At 69.0% G+C, this 17441-nt stretch carries 13 protein-coding genes and 2 pseudogenes; 4 read left to right on the top strand and 11 right to left on the bottom strand.

What is annotated here, in order from left to right; genetic code table 11:
- Positions 1–2 precede the first annotated feature (2 nt).
- The 4 genes and pseudogenes from AB0M54_RS39975 to AB0M54_RS39960 all read right to left on the bottom strand — a co-directional run bounded on the left by AB0M54_RS39975 (position 3) and on the right by AB0M54_RS39960 (position 5883).
- The gene (locus AB0M54_RS39975) at positions 3–995 is read right to left on the bottom strand and encodes an acyl-CoA dehydrogenase family protein (protein ID WP_364477235.1); all 993 of its coding nucleotides are present in this window, start codon (positions 993–995) and stop codon (positions 3–5) included.
- Between the two features lie 119 nt (positions 996–1114).
- Positions 1115–1275 (bottom strand): annotated as a pseudogene (locus tag AB0M54_RS39970) (transposase family protein); the annotation flags it as partial.
- 344 nt (positions 1276–1619) lie between these two features.
- Positions 1620–2894 carry a nucleotide disphospho-sugar-binding domain-containing protein gene (locus AB0M54_RS39965; RefSeq protein ID WP_364477233.1) on the bottom strand — a complete coding sequence of 425 codons (1275 nt, stop codon included), beginning with the start codon at positions 2892–2894 and terminating at the stop codon, positions 1620–1622.
- 544 nt (positions 2895–3438) lie between these two features.
- Positions 3439–5883 carry a hypothetical protein gene (locus AB0M54_RS39960; RefSeq protein ID WP_364477231.1) on the bottom strand — a complete coding sequence of 815 codons (2445 nt, stop codon included), beginning with the start codon at positions 5881–5883 and terminating at the stop codon, positions 3439–3441.
- A gap of 72 nt (positions 5884–5955) precedes the next feature.
- On the opposite strand from AB0M54_RS39960, the gene AB0M54_RS39955 reads away from it, so the two are divergent.
- Positions 5956–7461 carry a cytochrome P450 gene (locus tag AB0M54_RS39955; RefSeq protein WP_364477229.1) on the top strand — a complete coding sequence of 502 codons (1506 nt, stop codon included), beginning with the start codon at positions 5956–5958 and terminating at the stop codon, positions 7459–7461.
- 129 nt (positions 7462–7590) lie between these two features.
- Here AB0M54_RS39955 and AB0M54_RS39950 read toward each other — a convergent pair whose 3' ends face one another.
- Both AB0M54_RS39950 and AB0M54_RS39945 read right to left on the bottom strand, forming a co-directional pair.
- Positions 7591–8022, bottom strand: coding sequence for a hypothetical protein (locus tag AB0M54_RS39950; protein WP_364477227.1), 432 nt, complete (start codon positions 8020–8022; stop codon positions 7591–7593).
- Between the two features lie 180 nt (positions 8023–8202).
- Positions 8203–9300, bottom strand: coding sequence for a diguanylate cyclase (locus AB0M54_RS39945; protein WP_364477225.1), 1098 nt, complete (start codon positions 9298–9300; stop codon positions 8203–8205).
- A gap of 107 nt (positions 9301–9407) precedes the next feature.
- Between AB0M54_RS39945 and AB0M54_RS39940 the strand changes: the two are divergent.
- The 3 genes and pseudogenes from AB0M54_RS39940 to AB0M54_RS39930 all read left to right on the top strand — a co-directional run.
- Positions 9408–9722: pseudogene (locus AB0M54_RS39940) on the top strand (IS3 family transposase); the annotation flags it as partial.
- 36 nt (positions 9723–9758) lie between these two features.
- Positions 9759–12683, top strand: a complete 2925-nt coding sequence (locus AB0M54_RS39935; RefSeq protein ID WP_364477223.1) for a hypothetical protein — start codon at positions 9759–9761, stop codon at positions 12681–12683.
- Positions 12684–12717: 34 nt separating this feature from the next.
- Positions 12718–13020 carry a YrhB family protein gene (locus tag AB0M54_RS39930; protein ID WP_364477221.1) on the top strand — a complete coding sequence of 101 codons (303 nt, stop codon included), beginning with the start codon at positions 12718–12720 and terminating at the stop codon, positions 13018–13020.
- A gap of 109 nt (positions 13021–13129) precedes the next feature.
- Here the strand turns inward: AB0M54_RS39930 and AB0M54_RS39925 are convergent, their stop codons facing one another.
- From AB0M54_RS39925 to AB0M54_RS39905, 5 genes are read right to left on the bottom strand one after another with little or no spacing between them, the layout of a single operon-like run.
- Positions 13130–13360 carry a zf-HC2 domain-containing protein gene (locus AB0M54_RS39925; RefSeq protein ID WP_364331305.1) on the bottom strand — a complete coding sequence of 77 codons (231 nt, stop codon included), beginning with the start codon at positions 13358–13360 and terminating at the stop codon, positions 13130–13132.
- Between the two features lie 5 nt (positions 13361–13365).
- Positions 13366–15786: a right-handed parallel beta-helix repeat-containing protein gene (locus AB0M54_RS39920; RefSeq protein WP_364477219.1), complete on the bottom strand. Its 2421-nt coding sequence runs from the start codon at positions 15784–15786 to the stop codon at positions 13366–13368.
- Positions 15783–16097, bottom strand: coding sequence for a hypothetical protein (locus tag AB0M54_RS39915; RefSeq protein ID WP_364331299.1), 315 nt, complete (start codon positions 16095–16097; stop codon positions 15783–15785). Before AB0M54_RS39915 ends, AB0M54_RS39920 begins: the two co-directional genes overlap by 4 nt.
- Positions 16090–16539 (bottom strand): YbaB/EbfC family nucleoid-associated protein, encoded by a 450-nt coding sequence (locus tag AB0M54_RS39910; protein ID WP_364331297.1) that lies wholly within the window; start codon positions 16537–16539, stop codon positions 16090–16092. Before AB0M54_RS39910 ends, AB0M54_RS39915 begins: the two co-directional genes overlap by 8 nt.
- On the bottom strand, positions 16532–17440 hold the full coding sequence (locus AB0M54_RS39905) for a hypothetical protein (protein WP_364331294.1): 909 nt from the start codon (positions 17438–17440) through the stop codon (positions 16532–16534). The genes AB0M54_RS39910 and AB0M54_RS39905 overlap by 8 nt, the downstream gene beginning before the upstream one ends.
- Position 17441 lies beyond the last annotated feature (1 nt).

Genomic DNA, 17441 nt, shown 5'->3' with positions numbered 1-17441 from the left:
AGTCAGTGCGGATCGACCCCGCCACCGCTGAACGTGGCGAGTAGTGCTCGTCGTGTCCGCGGCGACGCGCCGGCGACCAGACAGAACCGCGCTTCCCGCCCGAGACGTTCGACGTCGTTGCCACGGAGGACGGAACGGCTGCCGGCGGCGAGCGCGAGAGAGTCCGCGGCGCGGATGGCAAGATGCGCACACTCCGCCCTTACCGCGGGAAGGTCGTCCTCGGAAGCAGATATCAGGATGCCCGCCGCTGCGTCGATCTCGGCCAGGAGCGCGTCCGACCGGGCGAGACCGGCGGCGCGTCGCGCCACCCCGAGGGCAAGCGCTCCGGTGCCGTTGACCCTTCGCTCGGATGACATGCGCCAGTCCTCCAGCGACGTTTCGGACAGCTCACGATCGGCGGGCACGACGTGCCGGTCGAGGGTCAGCTCCGCGGTGCGGCTCGCTTGCGCGGCGATGAGATCCATCGGACGTGCGGCAAGCGTTGCTGCCGGAAGGGCATCGATCAAGAAGTCACGCACCACCTCGCCGTCGAGAGCGGCGATGCGGAGCACTGCGACGGAACCCCAGCCGGTCACCCACGGGGCTCGTCCCGTCAGCACCCAGCCAGCGCCATGGCGTTCGGCGGTGAGCGGAGCCGGAGCTTGCAGACCCGTGGTGGCTAGACCGGCTCGTACCGCACCGCTCGACAAGGGACCGATCCATCGGGTCCGGATCGGGGTCGCGCTGCGCGCCACGCCGAGAAGGGCGCCCTGATGTTGAAGCCACATGAACGCGGTGGCCAGGCATCCGGTAGCAAGGGCTTGCGTGATGATGACCGCCGACCCAGGCGGAAGATCCGGAAGGCCGACCAGCCCGGTCAGGCCGGCCGCATCAAGAGCAGAGAAATGACTCTCCGGCACTTGATCTGCGGCGTCGACCTCAGCAGCGTCTGGCCAGAGGACATCTTCGGCGATACGCCGGGCTTCATCCGCTTGCGTCGAGAAATCTCCGCTCACCCGCAAACTGTCACACACCATGATCACTGGCTCAACTGGTCACCACGGTGACGTCAGGAGCTTCCACGTCGTCAAGGTCGCGACAGCGCGTTCGCCGCGGGCGCGGATGCGGGCATGGGCGCGGTGGCCACGCCGATCTCGAAGCCGGCGGCCAGGCGGGTGAACGTGTCGCCGTTGCGCAGGTGAGGCAGCATAAGCAGCGCCTGACGGCCGGGACCGGGACGCCAGTGAGATCGACGGTGACGGCGACGATGCGGATGAGGTCGGCAAGGTGGTTCAGCGATCGTTCTCTGCGGCGCCCGGCGGTGCGGTCTGCCCGGTCGCCCTCGGCCGGGGGTCCGTTCGGGCAGTACGAGGCGGTCCGCGACGCGGTCGGACGGGAGCCCTCGACCGACTCGCATGCCTCACCTCGGCCCGGCCCCATGTCCTTGATCAAGGCTGTGACCTGCTATTGCACGGGGCTGAGCACCTACACCTCCGCGTCGGCCTTCACTAGCGCGTCAAGATTCCTACGCCTTCACGCTGCGTGTCGCACCGATACATAGTGACGGTCATTCGCGGAGTGATCGTAAGTACGGCACCGTGAGAAGCCGGCCAAGATGAGTCGGCCACCACCCGGACCTGTCAACTGAGCACCAGGCGCTCGATCTCGGCGACCGGGTCATGCTCCGCGTAAACCTTCGCCAGTTGGTCCACGTTCTGCTTGACCTGGGCATCGGCAAGCAGCGAGGCGGTAGCCTCGGCAATGGCCTGCGGGGTCGGCGTCGCGGTGCCCAGGTCAATACCGAGCCCGTGATAAGCCAGGCGAGCCGCGTTGGCGGGCTTGTCCTCGGTCTCCCCCGCGATGATCACCGGCAGGCCGCTCGACAGTGCCTCGTGGATGCCACTCGCGCCACCGTTGGTGATCAACAGGTCTGCTTTCGGCAGGAGCTCGCCGAAGGGTACGTAGGTGGCCACCCGGGCATTCGCCGGCACGTCGAGTGCCAATGCCTCCGGATCGGCTCCGCCGAGTGCCGCTACGACGGTCACGTCGAGGTCAGCCAGCCCGATCAACGCCTGTCCTACCAGCTGCGACAGGTCGTCATTGGCCAACGTGCCTTGGGTGACAACCACGACCGGCCTGGATCCGTCGAGCACGGGCCACCAGTACGGGTGATCCCAACGCCGGGCGGGCTCCGCCGGGAAAGCACCGACCAATTCGATCGTACGGGGAAGGTCACTGCGGTGGAACTCGAACCCCGGCACGGTAAGTACGGCCGTCGCGTCCGGAACGGTGTAGACGAAGTCGACGAACCCTTCCACCTCCGCGGCGGCCCCCATCTCACGCAGGACCGCGTTCAGGCGTTCGCGGGTCGGCGCGAACGCCTCGTTGAACTGGGCGTTGGCCGCGCGGTTGGCCGCCTTCGGGTCATGGCCGGCTTCCACCGGCACAGGACCGAAGAACGAGGAGTCGTCGCTGCTGACGGCCAGCCCGACGACGCTGACCCCGACCCAGCGAACCGGGAGCCGGCCGGGCACGCCGTACTTGACCGGCACCGCGCCCAAAAAGAACACGTTGCTGATCAGATACTGGTCGGGATCCTGCTCGAGCAGCCTCTGCAGGGCAGCATGTTGTTCCGGCATCGGATTGACGAAGTTGTGGATCCAGTCGAAGTTGAGCTGCTCCGGGCCCGGCGCGAGACCCGCTGTCGCCCGCTCGGCGACGAACTGCTGAAAGTCGTAATCCGCCGCTCCCCCGAGCGGCGCAAAATGGAGGCCGGCGCTTTCCACCTGCTCTCGATACACACTGCCCGTGAGGAACGTTATCCGGTGTCCGCGGGCCGCCAAAGCGCGGGCGAGCCGCAGCAACGGCCCGAACTCGCCGGGAATCGGCGGCGCGGCCACGATCATCTTGACCATGAATCTCCTTTGTCGAAACGAGCTGGTCGAAACGAGCTGGTCGAACACGGCGCCCACCCCGTCGGGGGCCAGCCCCGGATACGGCCGGCCCGGTCCGGTCGCGGTAGTCGATCGTCTCGGCCCCGAGCGCGCGCAGCGCCTTGTGATGGCGTGGGCTGGCGGCATCGGTCACGCTGACGCCCGCCTGCTGGGCTCCCGAGCAGACGTGATCAACATTGCGAATGATCGTAACTATGAAATGGGGTGGCACGAAGCGTCAAGTTGCTGTGACGACGTGGTCGTGGCGCTGAAGCCGCCTGAGCGACGTGCCGTGAGCAACCCACGGCTGCCTCCGGGATGGGCATGACCGCTGGACAGACCCGTCCAAATGTCTGAGGAACGGTCAGCGGATCTGCCTGACGGCGTACCGGCCGGCCCCCTTCGTTCGGCGATCGATCCGCCGCAGGCGATGCACGAACTTACCCTCGGCCACTTCCCCAAAGCCCCCGGACTTCCGGCCCACGTCGATCCGGACCAGATCTCGCACCGGTCCAGCTGTCGCGGATCAGTCGGTTCCAGCGCTGGGGTGCGGGTCGGTGACGTGGCCGGTCAGGGTTTGCGTGAACGTACGGGAGCCGAGGTGGATCTTCGCTTCGACTCGGATGTCCTCGGGAGCCTCGGTGACATCGTCGGTGACCGTGGGAATGTCCAGATCACCGGTGAGCTGGCCCGGTTCCACGCAGGTGGACGCGTACGCGCCGGCCTTCGAAAGCGGACGCGACGGCTCCGGGGTGATGTCCTGGTCGGTCAGCCAGTGCGGGTCCACGTCGGTCGTCGACAGCTCGGGCGCGCCGTCCGGCGCGACTACTGTCCCCTCCAGGCAGGCGTACGCGTCGGCCGGCTCGGAAAGCTTGATCTGCCAGCGCATGGTCGCGCCCTCGGTGACTTCGGAGGCCGGGTCCACCACGACCGTCGGGGCCGGGTCGTCGTTCTCGATCACCGACGTGGCGAAGTAGTTGCCGACGACGAGTCCGCGGACCGCCTTGGCATGGAGCAACACGAGGGTGTCATCCCCGAACCGGGTGTTGGCGGGCACGCTGAACGGAACGGTCAGCCGCCGGTCGCCCGGCTTGACCGTCAGCACCGTGGAGGACATGTTGTTGATGAACACCCGCACCTGACCCGCACCAGAGCCGGTCACCGTGAGCGGCAGGTCAATCGTGGTGGTTCCGGAGTCGCCCTCCTTCACCCGGGCGGAGCCCACGTCGATCCGCGGCAGCCCCCGGGTCTGCGGGTCCGGCGTGCCCGGCCGACGGCCCCACGCGTCGAGCAACCAGCCGGTGGCTGATCCGCGTGGATGGATCTCCAACTTGGCGATCGACGACACATCCCGCAGGGGTACGCGGACCTCACGCGCCCAGTGGCTGAACGTGTTCGTGGTACCGGGCAGGCCGTCGACGTGCACCTCGCCCAGGTCCGCACGGCGTCCGGAGCGGTCGATGACCGCGATCCCGAACCTGTTGCCCGTGGTGTTCGGCGGCACGATCAACCGCATCGCCAGCTCACCGCCAACCTCGGCGGCGTGTTCCGGAGTCAGCACGGCCAGCTTGCCGGGGTCTATCCGGACCGCCCACCGGCCGGGCTCGACGTTCATGTAGTTGAACCCGGTGAAGTGCGGCGACCCGAAACCGTCCTCCGCCCGGCACGGCAGGCAGGCCTTGCTCTCGTCGTTGTCGTTGACCTGCTCGCACAGCCGCGCCCCATCCACTCGCAGCACCGCCGGGTCAGGGATGATCACCGGTGTCCGGGCCGCTCCGATGGCATGGCTCAGCACGCGGGCCGGGCCGGCCGACGGCACGGAGACACCCGAGCCGTCGATCAGCGGCAGTACCGCGTCGTCATCCTCGAGAAACACCCTTGCCGCGGCCGCGACGTAGGTGGCACCGACCTGTTGCTGCTGTCCCGCGGTCAACCGCGTCGGCCGCCCCGGTCCGCAGACCGGATCGTCGGCGTCCCACCAGTCGTCGTCGGACGGCGCAGCCGACTGCCCCGGAGTCCACTCACTGTTGTAGAAGTTGTGGTTCGCGCCGATCACGTACAGGGCGCTGTGCAGGGCCCGGCCGCTGCTCACCCCGCGGGTGGCGTCCACGTAGATCTGCCCTGTCAGGGTGGCGTCGCCGCCGCAGCCACCCAGCATGATCATGGAGGGCACGTCGGGGACCGGGTTCTGCCCGCCGTTGGTGGGCCCGATGCCGACCAGGCCGCGGATCGTCCAGCGAACCTTGCCCCGATATCCGTCGACGCTCGGTGGCGGCGGTGCGAGGCTGTCCATCACCGCCCGGTTCGCGCCCTCGCCGCCGCGCGAGTGACCGATCACCATCACCCGGGACAGGTCGGCCGGCGGCGCCTGGCGGACAACGGCCGGGGTCTGGTTGGCGCCCGCGCCGGCCCAGTCGGCCCACTTACCGAGGTGCAACCGGATCAGCGAGGACCGGGCCTGCGCCCCGAAGTCGTCGAGCCCGTCCTGGGCGTTGACACCGTTCGCCGCGATCGACACGGTCAGATATCCCTGCGAGGCGAGCAACTGCTGCATGGACCGGAAACCACGATGGCTGGGAACCGGCAAGGAACCGTGCGGGCACGGCCAGCCAGCCACGTACTCGTCCTCGCCGGGCGTGTAGCAGGCGTCCTGCCGGCCATGCAGGAACACGACCATCGGTCGCTTCGTGCGCACACCCTTCGGCGCGATCACCAACGCCCGCATCTCGACCGGCTTCGCCAACTCCGGTATGGAAACTTCGGGCAGGTCGTACTCGCCCTCGAAGGTGCCGAAACGGCCAGGGATCCCCGGGTCGACGGGGTTCGCGGGCTGCACCGGCGGCACCGCCGCAGGCCCGATGGTCGTCGCCGGGACGGTCTCGGCCGTCGCATTCGCCGCGGTGGCCGGGACGGTCAGACCGGACACTACGGCGAGGGCGACGCCGGCGATCACTGCACCGCGCCGACTCACGGAGTAACCACAATTGTCGGCACGGGATCGATAAAGGTCATGTCCCGTTGACGACTCTGGGCGGCAGGGTGGTTGCATCGAGCCAGATGTGACACGGGCGGTAGGTCCATACGGGCAGATCAGCAACTGATCAGGCCGATGAACGCGCATTTTCTGTCCCGTGTTCGGGAAGCTTACGAAATGCCCGTGACTGTGAGCGCCCTGAGTGGACCCCGCCCCCTGCCCTTGGTCGGCAACTTACCGGAATTCGTCCGCGGGAACGTTTCGCATCGGGTGCTGGAGTCGTGGGCGGACACGTACGGCCTCACCTACCGGTTTCGTCTGCCCGACTTGGACGCGGTGGCCACCGCCGATCCGGCGATCATCGATGTGGTGCTGCGCCGCCGGCCCGATGACTTCCGGCGCAGCGCCGTGATGGCGACCGTGATCGATGAGATAGCTCCGCACGGAGTGTTCACCGCGGAAGGTGAACGGTGGCGGCGGCTGCGCAAGGTGGCGACGCGCAGCCTCAACGCCGCGTACCTGCGTCAGTACTTCACCACGATCACCAAGGTGACCGGGCGGCTGGTTCGGCAGTGGGAGAGCGCCGCGACCACCGCAGGGCCGATTGACGTGCTGGACCTGATGATGCGCTACACCCTCGACGTCACGGCCGCGCTGGCCATGGGCCACGATCTGAACTCGCTGGAGAGCACCGGCGACGGCCTGCACAGCCGGATTCCGACCCTGTTCCCGGCATTCGGCCGACGGCTTGGCGCGCCCGTACCGTACTGGCGGTACGTGAAGCTGCCGCAGGACCGCCGGCTGGACGAGACGGTCCGGGAGATTGAGGCGGTGGTGCTGCAAAGCTACGCCAAGGCCCGGGATCGCATGGCGACCGGTGCGGAACCGGCGAACTTCCTGGAGGCGCTGGTCCAGCCGCTGGACGACGAACCGCAGATCACCGAGAAGGAGGTCTTCGGTAACGTGCTGACCATGCTCTTCGCCGGCGAAGACACCACCTCGGCGGCAGCCGCATGGGCCCTCCATTACCTGGCGGCGAATCCGGACATCGCGGCAAAGGTCCGCGCCGAGGCTGACGAAGTGCTCGGCGATCAGCAACTGCCCACCGACCCGGCAACGATCGGCCGGCTCAAGTACGCCGAGGCGACGGTCAACGAGGCACTTCGGCTCCGCCCGGTCGCGCCGTACCAGGTCTTCGAGCCGACGCGGGATCTGACCCTGACCACTCGCGACGGCACCAAGCTATTCCTCCCGGCGGGACTGACCATCTTCGCGCTGCTCAGCTACGGCGCCCTCCGCGACACCGAGCGTTTCCCCGACCCGGAGGCCTTCCGCCCGCAGCGCTGGCTTGACGGGAAGCTGCCGCCCGAGGCGCTGCCGTTCGCACCGTTCGGCAACGGACCTCGGTTCTGCCCGGGCCGCAACCTGGCCCTGATCGAAGCGACAATCGCGACCTCGGTGCTGGCCCGCGGATTCGATCTCGAAGAGGACCACTCGGGCGGCCCCGTCCGAGAGCGCATGGCCTTCGGCGTCTTTCCGGAGAACCTGCGTCTCCGTGCCCGGGCACGGCTCTGAACCCAGCCCGAACCCTCACGTGCACGACCCGGCAGATCGCCGCACTTCCCTAGACGGACGGCCGCGTGACCTGCTCCCCGGGCGGCGAGGCCGCCAACATGGAGATCGCTGGTGCTACGGGTCAGGGGGCTAAGAACGCCCGGACCACGTCATCGCCCCGGACAGGACCCGGCTGGACAGAGAACGACGGCCGCGGCCACGCGGTCGAGTACCGCGACCCATCCCCCTCCGGTGGTCGAACGGCTCGTCGATCTCGTCGTCCCAGTCGGCGTGGTCGCCACGGGCGCCGAACTCCGGCGAGTCGAAGTTCGCGCCGAGCTCGGGCCGGTTGACGTCCAGGACCGCACCGTGGGACCCGGCGAGCCCACGCGGGGTAACGTCGGCCGGTACGAATGCGGGGTCATCCAGCCAGCCGGGCCGCCTGTCGTCGAAGCCCCGCTGCACCCTCCCAGCGGCCCCTGGGCTGCGCAGCGTGGCCAGCATCCCCGCACGCCGGCTGCCGCGATCGGGCGCCGGCACCAAGTCGGCGTCCGAAACCGGAGTCTCTTCGTCGTGGTACATCGGGCCCTCCTGCGACATGCGTACGGTCAAGTGCCGTTAGTCTCGGCCGGGCGTCTCCACAAAGCCTCCACGGCGTCTCCATTGCTCGGGCATGGGACCAACTTTCCCTGCGTACGACGCCCATGCCCACGCCGAGGACGTCGTCGACAAGCTCGTGGATGCGAGCGAGGTCCGCGCGGCCTAACCCGGCCCGTTTTCGCTGACGGTCCGATTGCGCCCGTTCTCTTTGGCTTGATAAAGGAATTGATCGGCGCGGCGGACAAGATCGCCCGGTGTCTGGTAACCGTCCGGTCTCGCCAACGCGATTCCGATGCTGATAGTGACGGTGCCATGGGTCGAAACCGTGTGTGGTTCAGCGAGCTCTTCCACCGCGATCCGTGTCCTTTCCGCAGCCGCGACCGCGCCGCAGAGGGTGGCGCCCGGCATGACGATGCAGAATTCTTCGCCACCATAGCGGGCAACGTGATCGGTACACCGGACGCTGCCGGCCAGAGTGGAGGCGACCTGGTGCAGGCAACGATCGCCGGCGGGATGGCCATAGTGGTCGTTGTACAGTTTGAACTGGTCGATGTCGATCATGGCGACAGCCAGCGGTGACTTGTCCCGCAGCGCGCGCTGCCATTCGGCTTCCAGAATGTCGTCCAGGCGGCGACGGTTGGGCAGGCCGGTCAGGGCGTCGGTGTGGGACATCCGTTCGAGGCGCTCATTGGCCCGGGCGAGTTCCTCGGTCCTCTCGGCTACCTTGCGTTCCAGGCGGGCGTAGAGCAGGGCGTTCTCAATCGATACCGAGAGTTGCCCAGCGATCAGGCGCACCGCGTCCAGACGCGCGGTGGTGAAGGCGCTGCGGGTGAGCCGGTTCTCCAGGAGCAACATGGCCCGTGGCTCGCCCTGCGCCAATATGGGCACCACCATCGCGGAGCAACAGGCGGCGTCCTGCAGGTAGGGGTCACGCGAAAAACGACCATCTCGTGTCGCATCCTCGACCAGCAAAGGCTCGCGAGTACGTTCGGCGTAGCGCACCAATGACATCGGCAACAGAGGCCGTGCGGTGCCCTCTTCGGCCGCCTTTCCGGAAGAGGAGGTTGCCTGTCCTGCGACCGGCTCGGTGGCGCTCGGTTCCCCGACGGGGTCGGCCACGTACCAGCTCCGGGAATCGTCGTCGCGTGAGACGACCTGTACGGAGGTCGCTCCGGTCATCGCGCTGAGCACGTCACTGACACGCGCCCGGAGCCCCCGGAGGTCGGTCTCGGAGCTGAGCGCACGCGACGCGTCCAGCACGCCGAGCAGGTCGACGGACTCGCTGGAAACACCGCTGCTGCGCCGCGTCTCGATGGTCCGCCCGCGTTGCGGCTCGGGTCGCCCGCCGTGGTGACGTGGCCGGCTGTGTGCTGCACACCGACCGCGGATCGCAATTCCGCAGCCGGAAGTTCGTCCGCGCCCTCAACCAGCGCCACATCATCGGATCGATGGGCCGAGTCGGCGCGGCCGGCGACAACGCCGCCATGGAATCGTTCTTCGGCCTGCTGCAGAACAACGTCCTCGACCGCAGCACCTGGGATACCCGTCAGCAGCTACGAACGGCGATCGTGACCTGGATCGAACGGACCTACCACCGCCGCCGACGCCAACGATCCCTGTCCCGATTGACCCCTATCGAGTACGAGACCATCATGACCCCACCGGCCAGTCAGGCCGCGTGACTGAAACTGTCACCTATCGGTGCAGCAGACCCAAGCATGGTCGAGGCGTACGACGAGTATCTGTTCACGTCGCGGCCGGTGAGACGTCTCAACGCGAACGTCTACGCCGCGATGCACGAGGCGGTTGTTCGCTACACCCCGATTCCGCACGAGTGGACGGGCGAGCCCGATCCCGAGGGCAACGACGTCTACTCCACCGCCGCTCCCATGTATGCGACGCCTTCGTCGAGCGTGCCGAACACCTCGGTCGCCGGGCGGCCCCTGGTGGCAAGGTCCGACGTCGAGTCCGCCGATCCGCAGAACCCCATCACGTATGGCGATCAAACGGATTATCAGTACGAAAGCAACTACACGGCCACCGAAGCGCCGGCACTCATCAACACGATCTTCGACGACTACTATCGCGACATCCGGCACACGACGACGGACGCCGATCGGATCTGGCTGATCGCGGAAACCGTCCGCAAGCTGCACATCGGACACTTCTTCACGGACGCCAACGCGCGACTCAACATCAACCTGGTGATGCAGCTGCTGTTGATGAACGAGCGGCTCAATCCGGTCATCTTCCCGTACATGAATCACAGCTTCAGCGGGAACCAGAGTCTGGCCTGGCTGACCCAGCAGATCCTCGAGCGCCAGGGTGTGCCCCTGGATCAGCAACTGGGGTTGAACGACCCTCCGCAGGACTATTACGGCGCCGGGTCGAGCATGCAGACCTATACCGCGATCGTCAACATTCCGATGTTGGACATGGTCCGCAGCGGTCCCGATCTGGCTGCCATGTTCGGTGCCGCGCGACACGACACGACCAACCCGGACAGCACCCGCTACGCCGAATCACTGGACGAGAACCAACGCTCCGGCCGACTCCTCGACATCCCACCCACCTCCACACCACGGACCCTCGGCGACGTCGAACGCTCCTACCCCGGCCGAGAAGTCCTCGCCTTCGAAGGCTGGCGCGGACCACTCAACCAGATCGGCGCCCTCACCCCCGGCAGCACCGGCATCGTCGCCTACCGCACCGGCAACAACCAGGCCGGCGACCCCTTCCACATGATCACCCGTCACCAAGAACCCCGACGGCAAGATCGCCTTCACCGACCCCCAAGCACGCGACCAAAGAGTCATCCCACCCTTCGGACCGAACGGCCTCGTCGTCTTCATCGACACCAGCGGGCCCGGCGACCTACCCGACACCTCGCCCCCGACCGCCGACGCCGACAACGCCGACGCGCCGACCGACGGCGAGGCCGGCCCGAACCTCTCGTCCTTCCTGGACGGCACCGACGACGGCGCCGGCGACGGCGCCGACGGCCGCGCCGACGGCCGCGCCGACGGCCGCACCGACACGAGCACGGACACCGCCGTCGACGGCGGCGCCGGTGTCACCGCGGACAACCGCATCTCACCGGCCTCGCTCTTGAGGGTCTCCAGGTCACCGCCGCCGAAGCCGGGGCCACCCGCACCCGGGAGTTCGACGCCGACGGTCTGCTGCGGGCCGAGACGGATGCCACCGGTGAGGTGGTGCGGTCCGAGCGGCTCGCCGCGAACGGTCCGTGGACCGTCCTCCAGGCCGGCCCGGCGGCCACGGTTCGCAATGCGGCGCGGCAGGTCATCTCGATGAGGTCGGGTGACGGCCACACCCGCTACGAGTACGACAGCCTCGGCCGCGTCGTCGTCATCGAGAACAACGAGGGCTTCACCGATCTCGGCTGGACGATCGGGGGCGAGCTGGCCTGGCGGGAGAACCCGGACGGCGGCTTCGAGGAGTACCACTACGACGGGGAGGGCAACCTGGTCGAGTCCGTCGACGCCGACGGGCGCCGGACCGTGCGCGAGTACGGCGCGTTCGACCTGGTTACGGCCATGATCGACGACGAGGGCAACCGCACCGTGTACGGCTACGACACCGAGCTGCGCCTCACCTCGATCACCAACCCGGAGGGCGAGACGTGGCGGTACACGTACGACCCGAACGGCCGGTTGGTCGAGGAGACCGATTTCGGTGGCCGCACCCAGCGTTACGGCTATGACGCCGCTGGTCAGGTCGTGCGGCACACCGACGCGGCCGGTGCGGTCACCGTCTACAGCTACGACCTGCTGGGTCAGATCGTCGAACGACGCACGGGCGACGCCGCGACCCGGCTGGAGTACGACGGTGCCGGTCGCGTCGTGGCGGCCACCGATGCCGACTCGGAGATCCGGCTCGAGCGGGACGCGCTCGGCCGCGTCATCGCGGAGACGGTGAACGGCCGGACCGTCACCACCTCCTACGGCGACCGGTTCGGCCTGCTCAGCGCCCGCACCTGCCCATCCGGGGCCAGGACAGAATGGACCTACGACGATTCCGGCCGGCCCGTGGTGCTGGCGGCGGCGGGTCAGAGCATCGACGTCGACTGGTTGACGTCCGTGCACGGTGCGACCGACCAAGCGAACGGGCCGGACAGTGGAGGGGCACGCTACACGCTCGACGCCCTTGGCCGGCCGGTCACCCGGACCGACGGGGCCGGCGAATGGACGTTGACCTGGGATCACCGCGATCGGCTGATCGGCGTCACAACACCGGGCGGTGATCGCTGGAGCTATCGGTACGACGCGTTCGGCCGGCGGTTGGCCAAACAACGGCACGGCGCGAAAGGCACGGTACTGGACGAGATCGAGTTCGTCTGGTCCGGCGACCGGCTCGTCGAACAGAACCGGCGCAAGCGCGGCGGCGAGGCCATCACCTCGACGTGGGAGTACCACCCGAAGCTGGCCGGCCCGGTCGCCCAGATCGTGGACGGCGCCTTGCGTGCCGTGCGGCCCGGCGCGACCGACCCGGACACCGCCGCGCTGTGGGCCGGAGGCCGTTACCACGACGCGGAGACCGGCCTGCAGTACGACCGCTCGCGTTACTACGACCCGCTCACCGGGCTGTTCCTGGATCGGCCGGCGGCTTCCCTACCGGCCGCCTGACATGCACGCCAACACACACAGGGAGAGGACCGTCATGGACGTCGACGCGGCACGCGCCCAGGCCACCGCGACACTCCGGCAGATCGAGGAGGGCGGGCACCCGCTGGCCCTGCTCGATCCGGACAGCCCGATCGAGCACGAGTGGTGCTGGCTGTTCCCGTTCAACACCGCCCGGGCGATCGAGACCGGCGACTTCATGCACAGCCTGGCCGTCGGCCCGCTGGTCGTGCCGAAGAGCGGCGACGAGCCCTGGGTGGCACCGTCGAGCCCACCCGTGGAGAAGTGGCTCAACGCGTACGCGGAACGGATGAATTTGACCCTGGTTCCGCTGCCATGACCTGACACGCCCGTGACGCGGCCGCCGGTTCCCGTCACCGGCGGCCGCGGTGGCCGGCCCGCTGTCCTGAGCCCGTGCGGCTCAGGCCTGTGCGGCCGGCCGCCGCGATTCATCCGTTCCGGAGCGCGGCGTCCGCGGCCAGGATCTCAGCGATGTCATCGGGCGACAGCAGGTTCAGGTAGGACGTGATCCCGGCCAGCTCGACGACGTCCGCGGAGCAGGCTGTGCACTCGTCCAGATGGCGCCGGGTTCGTGCCTGGTCGGCCGGGGCGAGCCGGCCGAGAATGTGAAGACCGAGCAGGTTGTGCACGGCCTTGTCGGCGCACCGGTGATTCCCCATGTCCTCTACGTCGCCCTGCCGACCGCCACCGGCAGGTCCTCGGCGGTGAGCAGGGCGAGTTCGGCGGTGCTCACGCCCGGCGCCGAGGCCAACCGGGACGCCTGCATGTCGGCCATCCGCTCGAACACCTTGCGCGCCTCGCGGCCGTTGCCGAAGGTGCCGTCCTTCGGGATCCGGTCGAAGTAGGTCAGCAACGCCGCCGCCGCGGCCGCGTCCAGCTGGTAGTCGTGCCGATCGCACTGGTTCTCCACGATCGTCACCAGCTCGGACGGGCTGTAGTTGCTGAACTCGATGGTCCGGCTGAAGCGGGACACGAGGCCCGGGTTGGCCTGCAGGAAGCGCTCCATGTCCGCGGAGTAGCCGGCCGCGATGACCACCACGTCCTCGCGGTGATCCTCCATCAGCTTGACCAGCGTGTCGATGGCCTCGCGGCCGAAGTCCGGGCCGTTCCCGCCACTGCTGTTGCTCAGCGTGTACGCCTCGTCGATGAAGAGCACGCCGCCCAGGGCCGAGTTGAACGCGTCGGTGGTCTTGATCGCGGTGCCGCCGATGATCTGGGCGACCAGGTCCGCCCGGGCCACCTCGATGAGGTGTCCCTTCTTCAGCACGCCCAGCTCGGCGAGGATCTTGCCGTACAGCCGGGCGATGGTGGTCTTGCCGGTGCCGGGCGCGCCGGCGAAGACCAGGTGCCTGGCCATCGGCGGAGCGGACAGGCCGGCCTCCTGGCGCCGCTTGGACATCTTGTTCAGGTTGATCAGTGACGTGACCTCCTGCTTCACGCCGTCCAGACCGACCAGGGACTGAAGCTCGCGTAACGGGTCGGATCCGCGGCTCGCCGGCTTGCGCTCCTCGGCCGGCGTCGGGACGGCATCCGGCGCGGCGGCGTCGGCGGTGGCCGTCCCGTACGCGTCCGGCAGCCGGTTGCGGGAGCTGGTGAGCCCGTCGACGACCAGCGGTCCGACCGGCTCGGTCTGGCGCAGTCCGGCGCCCTCGTTGTCCCGCACCGAACAACCGGCCACGCGTACGGAACGGGCGGTACGCACGCTGATGCCGTCGCCGGCGTTCGCGGTGAACTCCGAGTCCGTCACCGTCCCGGTCGCGCCCTCGGCGAGGACAAGCCCGTCGGCCGCTCCGTCGTGCACCCGGCACGCGGTCAGCGAGACCTCCGCGCCCGGCCCGGCCGAAACCCCCGCCGCCCCGGCGTCCCCGATGTCGCAGTCGCTGAGCGAGGCGGTCGCCTCCTCGACGGTCACCCCGGCGCCGGAACTGCCCCGCAGGCTGAGGCCGCTGACCGACGGATGGGCACCGCCGCCGATCCGCATCCCGACGCCGCCGCACCGCTCGATCGTGACGTTCTCGAAGCGGCCGCGGGCCGCGTCCTTGACCTCGATGGCCGCGCCGTCACAGCCGCTCACCTGCAACCGGTGCAGCAGCGGGTCGGCGCCGCCGTCCAGTCGCACACCGGCGCCGGTGCAATCGCTGACCACCATGTTGATCAGTTCCGGATTGCTGCGCTCGCCGATCTGGATGCCGACGCCGGCGATCTTCGTGGCGATGCACGCGTCCATCCGGCCGGCCGATCGCCCGAGGAACCGGAAGCCGCTGCGCTGCGCGCCGGTCACCCGGAGGCGGCGCAACGTCGGCGCGCACCGCTCACCGGTGAACACGCCGTCGGCCCCGCTCCCGTCCACCGTGCAGTCCTCCAGGGTGGAGGCCCCGGAGGTGGCGAGGTAGATGCCGACGCCGTTGGCCCGCCGGACGGTCAACCGGCGCACCGTGGCCTCGGACTGCTGCTCGGCCGCGAACGCCGGCTTGTTCGTACCCGTGATCTCGGTGTCCTCGATGTTGATCTTGCCATGGCCGTTGATGCAGATGCCGTTGCCGCGCGCCTCACGCACGCTGCACGACCGAACCCGCAACTCGCCCTGCTCGGCGACGACCACGCCCGAGGTGCCCAGCCGCTCGATCCGGCAGTCGTCGACCATGCTGCCGACCCGTGAGGTGACCACGACGCCCGCGCCGACCTGATTGGTCACCCGGCTGCCCCGCATGGTCAGCGAGCCCTGGTCGCGGACGAAGACGGTCGCCCAGGCCGACGCGGCCAGCTCGCATTCCGTGACGCTGAGCTGACCGGCGCCCAGAGCGAGAGCCGGACTGTCACCATCGGCGGCGATGATCGACAGACCGGCGAGCGCGGCGGATTCGGCCATGAGAACCACGGGCACGCCGGACACCGGAGCGAGTTTCACCGTGCCCGGCCCGTTCTGCGCGGTGATCGTGACGATCTTCGTGAGCACCAGGTTCTCGCTGTAGTTGCCGGGACGCACGGTGATCACCGACCCCTCCGGCGCCGCCGCCACGGCCGCCGCCAGCGTCCGGTAGCCGGAGCCCGCCGACGGATCGACCGTGATCGTCCGCTGACTCACGACCCCGGCGCCAGGGTGCTGGAGTTGTCGTGGTCGGTGTTCACGAACTCGTCGATCGCGCCTTTGCCCTCAGCGGCCAGCTCCCTCAGGTACGTGACGGACTGGAGCACATTCCCCAGGATGTTCTCCGCCTTGGGCTCGCGTGGCTTGGCGAACCGCCTGCCGTACTCGTCGGTGCCCCACGGCTCGGGCAGTGTCGACCGGACGGTTCGCACCCGGTCGAGCGCGGCCTGCAGGTCGCCGCCGACGGACTCGACGACGTTGAGCAACCGGCGCGCCCCATCCGGCTCGATCGTGGTCTCGTCAGCCATCGGCGCGGGTCGCCTCCTTCGCCGCCCTGGCGATCCCGGGCAGGTCGACCACCGAGGTCATCAACGTGCCGACCACCTCGTCGATGTCGACCTTGCCCGCGGCCAGCTCGCCGAAGGCGATGCCGGGCAGAACATCCCGGCCGGCCATCTCGTCGATCTTGCCGAACGCCGCGGCACGCCCGCGCTTCAGGGTGTCCATCAGCATCGTGGCGAGCTCTTTCGGCGCCATCGTGCGGTATTTGCCGTTGTTGAAGGTGAGCCGGGTCAGCTCGCCACGGCCGTCGAAGGTCGCGGTGACCATCTTGTTCGACGACTCGACGACGGTGCTCGCCTCCGACATCTTCCGCTGGAATTCGGTGATCTTGCGCTGCTCGTCGGCCAGCACGGCGAACATCGCCTCCAGCCCGCCGCTCCCGCCCGGCAGTTCCTCGTGGTCAGACATCGCGATCCCCTCTCGTCGCCTTCTTGATCTCTTGCTCGAAGTTCTTGCGGAAGTCCTCCCGGGCGGCCTCGACGGCCTCGACCCGTTCCTGACGCCCGATCACGTTCCAGCCGTCGTCCTGCCCGTCGAGCCAGACGGCCTGGTCACCCTGGAGTCCGCCGCGCTTCTGCCCGGTTCCGTCCAGTTGTCCGCCGCCCATGCCGCCACCCATGCCGCCGCCCATCCCGCCCATCGGCATGAACGGCATCATTCCCATGCCGTTGCCGGCGGCGCCGCCACCACCACCGCCACCACCGGGCGGAGCCGAATCACCGGGCTGGCCGGCGCCGGGCGGCGGCCCGGCCGGTCGGAACAGTTGCGCGGGATCGGCGCCGGCCGCGAGCCGCAGGGGCGCGGACCCGTCGTGGGCGGCTTCGAGCAGCGCCCGGCCGAGGCCAGGCTCCTCCACCGGAACGGCCGGGGGTGGTGACTGGCCGCCGGCCGCCTCGCCGGCCGCCCGGTATCCGTCCGCCACGTCGTGCAGGATCCGCTGAGCCTGCTGATCGAACGGGACGTCGGTGGCGCCCGTGATCCGCTGCGCCGTCAGGTCCCGGACGCGGGCCTGGCCGGCCACCAAGCCGTTCGCGGTGACCCGCAGCAGCCGCCCGTACTCGCCCTCGTCCAACATGTGCAGCACCTCACGGGTACGACGCAGCGGCTCATCCAGCCGCGCGCTGACCGCCGCCGCGCCCCGCCACGCCTGGTCCAGATCGCCGAGCGTGCGGTCCAGGTGTCCGGCCAGGGTGCGCAGACCGCGCCGCGCCTCATCGAACGCGCCGGCCCCGCGTTCCACGTCGGCCGGCGAGGCGGCCTCGAGCGCGGCGCTGACCTCGTCCAGGGTGTACGGCTGGGATCCGGCCATG

It is taken from the genome of Actinoplanes sp. NPDC051470 (genome assembly GCF_040682035.1).
Taxonomy (GTDB): domain Bacteria; phylum Actinomycetota; class Actinomycetes; order Mycobacteriales; family Micromonosporaceae; genus Actinoplanes.
Note: the sequence above shows the minus strand (reverse complement) of the source record. Positions and strands in the feature narration are given on the sequence as shown.

Bases quoted from the DNA above. Each gene is read 5' to 3' on its own strand.
- AB0M54_RS39965 (WP_364477233.1), bottom strand. From the start codon at position 2,894: ATGGTCAAGATGATCGTGGCCGCGCCGCCGATTCCCGGCGAGTTCGGG.
- AB0M54_RS39950 (WP_364477227.1), bottom strand. From the start codon at position 8,022: ATGTACCACGACGAAGAGACTCCGGTTTCGGACGCCGACTTGGTGCCG.
- AB0M54_RS39935 (WP_364477223.1), top strand. From the start codon at position 9,759: ATGGTCGAGGCGTACGACGAGTATCTGTTCACGTCGCGGCCGGTGAGA.
- AB0M54_RS39930 (WP_364477221.1), top strand. From the start codon at position 12,718: ATGGACGTCGACGCGGCACGCGCCCAGGCCACCGCGACACTCCGGCAG.
- AB0M54_RS39925 (WP_364331305.1), bottom strand. From the start codon at position 13,360: ATGGGGAATCACCGGTGCGCCGACAAGGCCGTGCACAACCTGCTCGGT.
- AB0M54_RS39915 (WP_364331299.1), bottom strand. From the start codon at position 16,097: ATGGCTGACGAGACCACGATCGAGCCGGATGGGGCGCGCCGGTTGCTC.
- AB0M54_RS39910 (WP_364331297.1), bottom strand. From the start codon at position 16,539: ATGTCTGACCACGAGGAACTGCCGGGCGGGAGCGGCGGGCTGGAGGCG.
- AB0M54_RS39905 (WP_364331294.1), bottom strand. From the start codon at position 17,440: ATGGCCGGATCCCAGCCGTACACCCTGGACGAGGTCAGCGCCGCGCTC.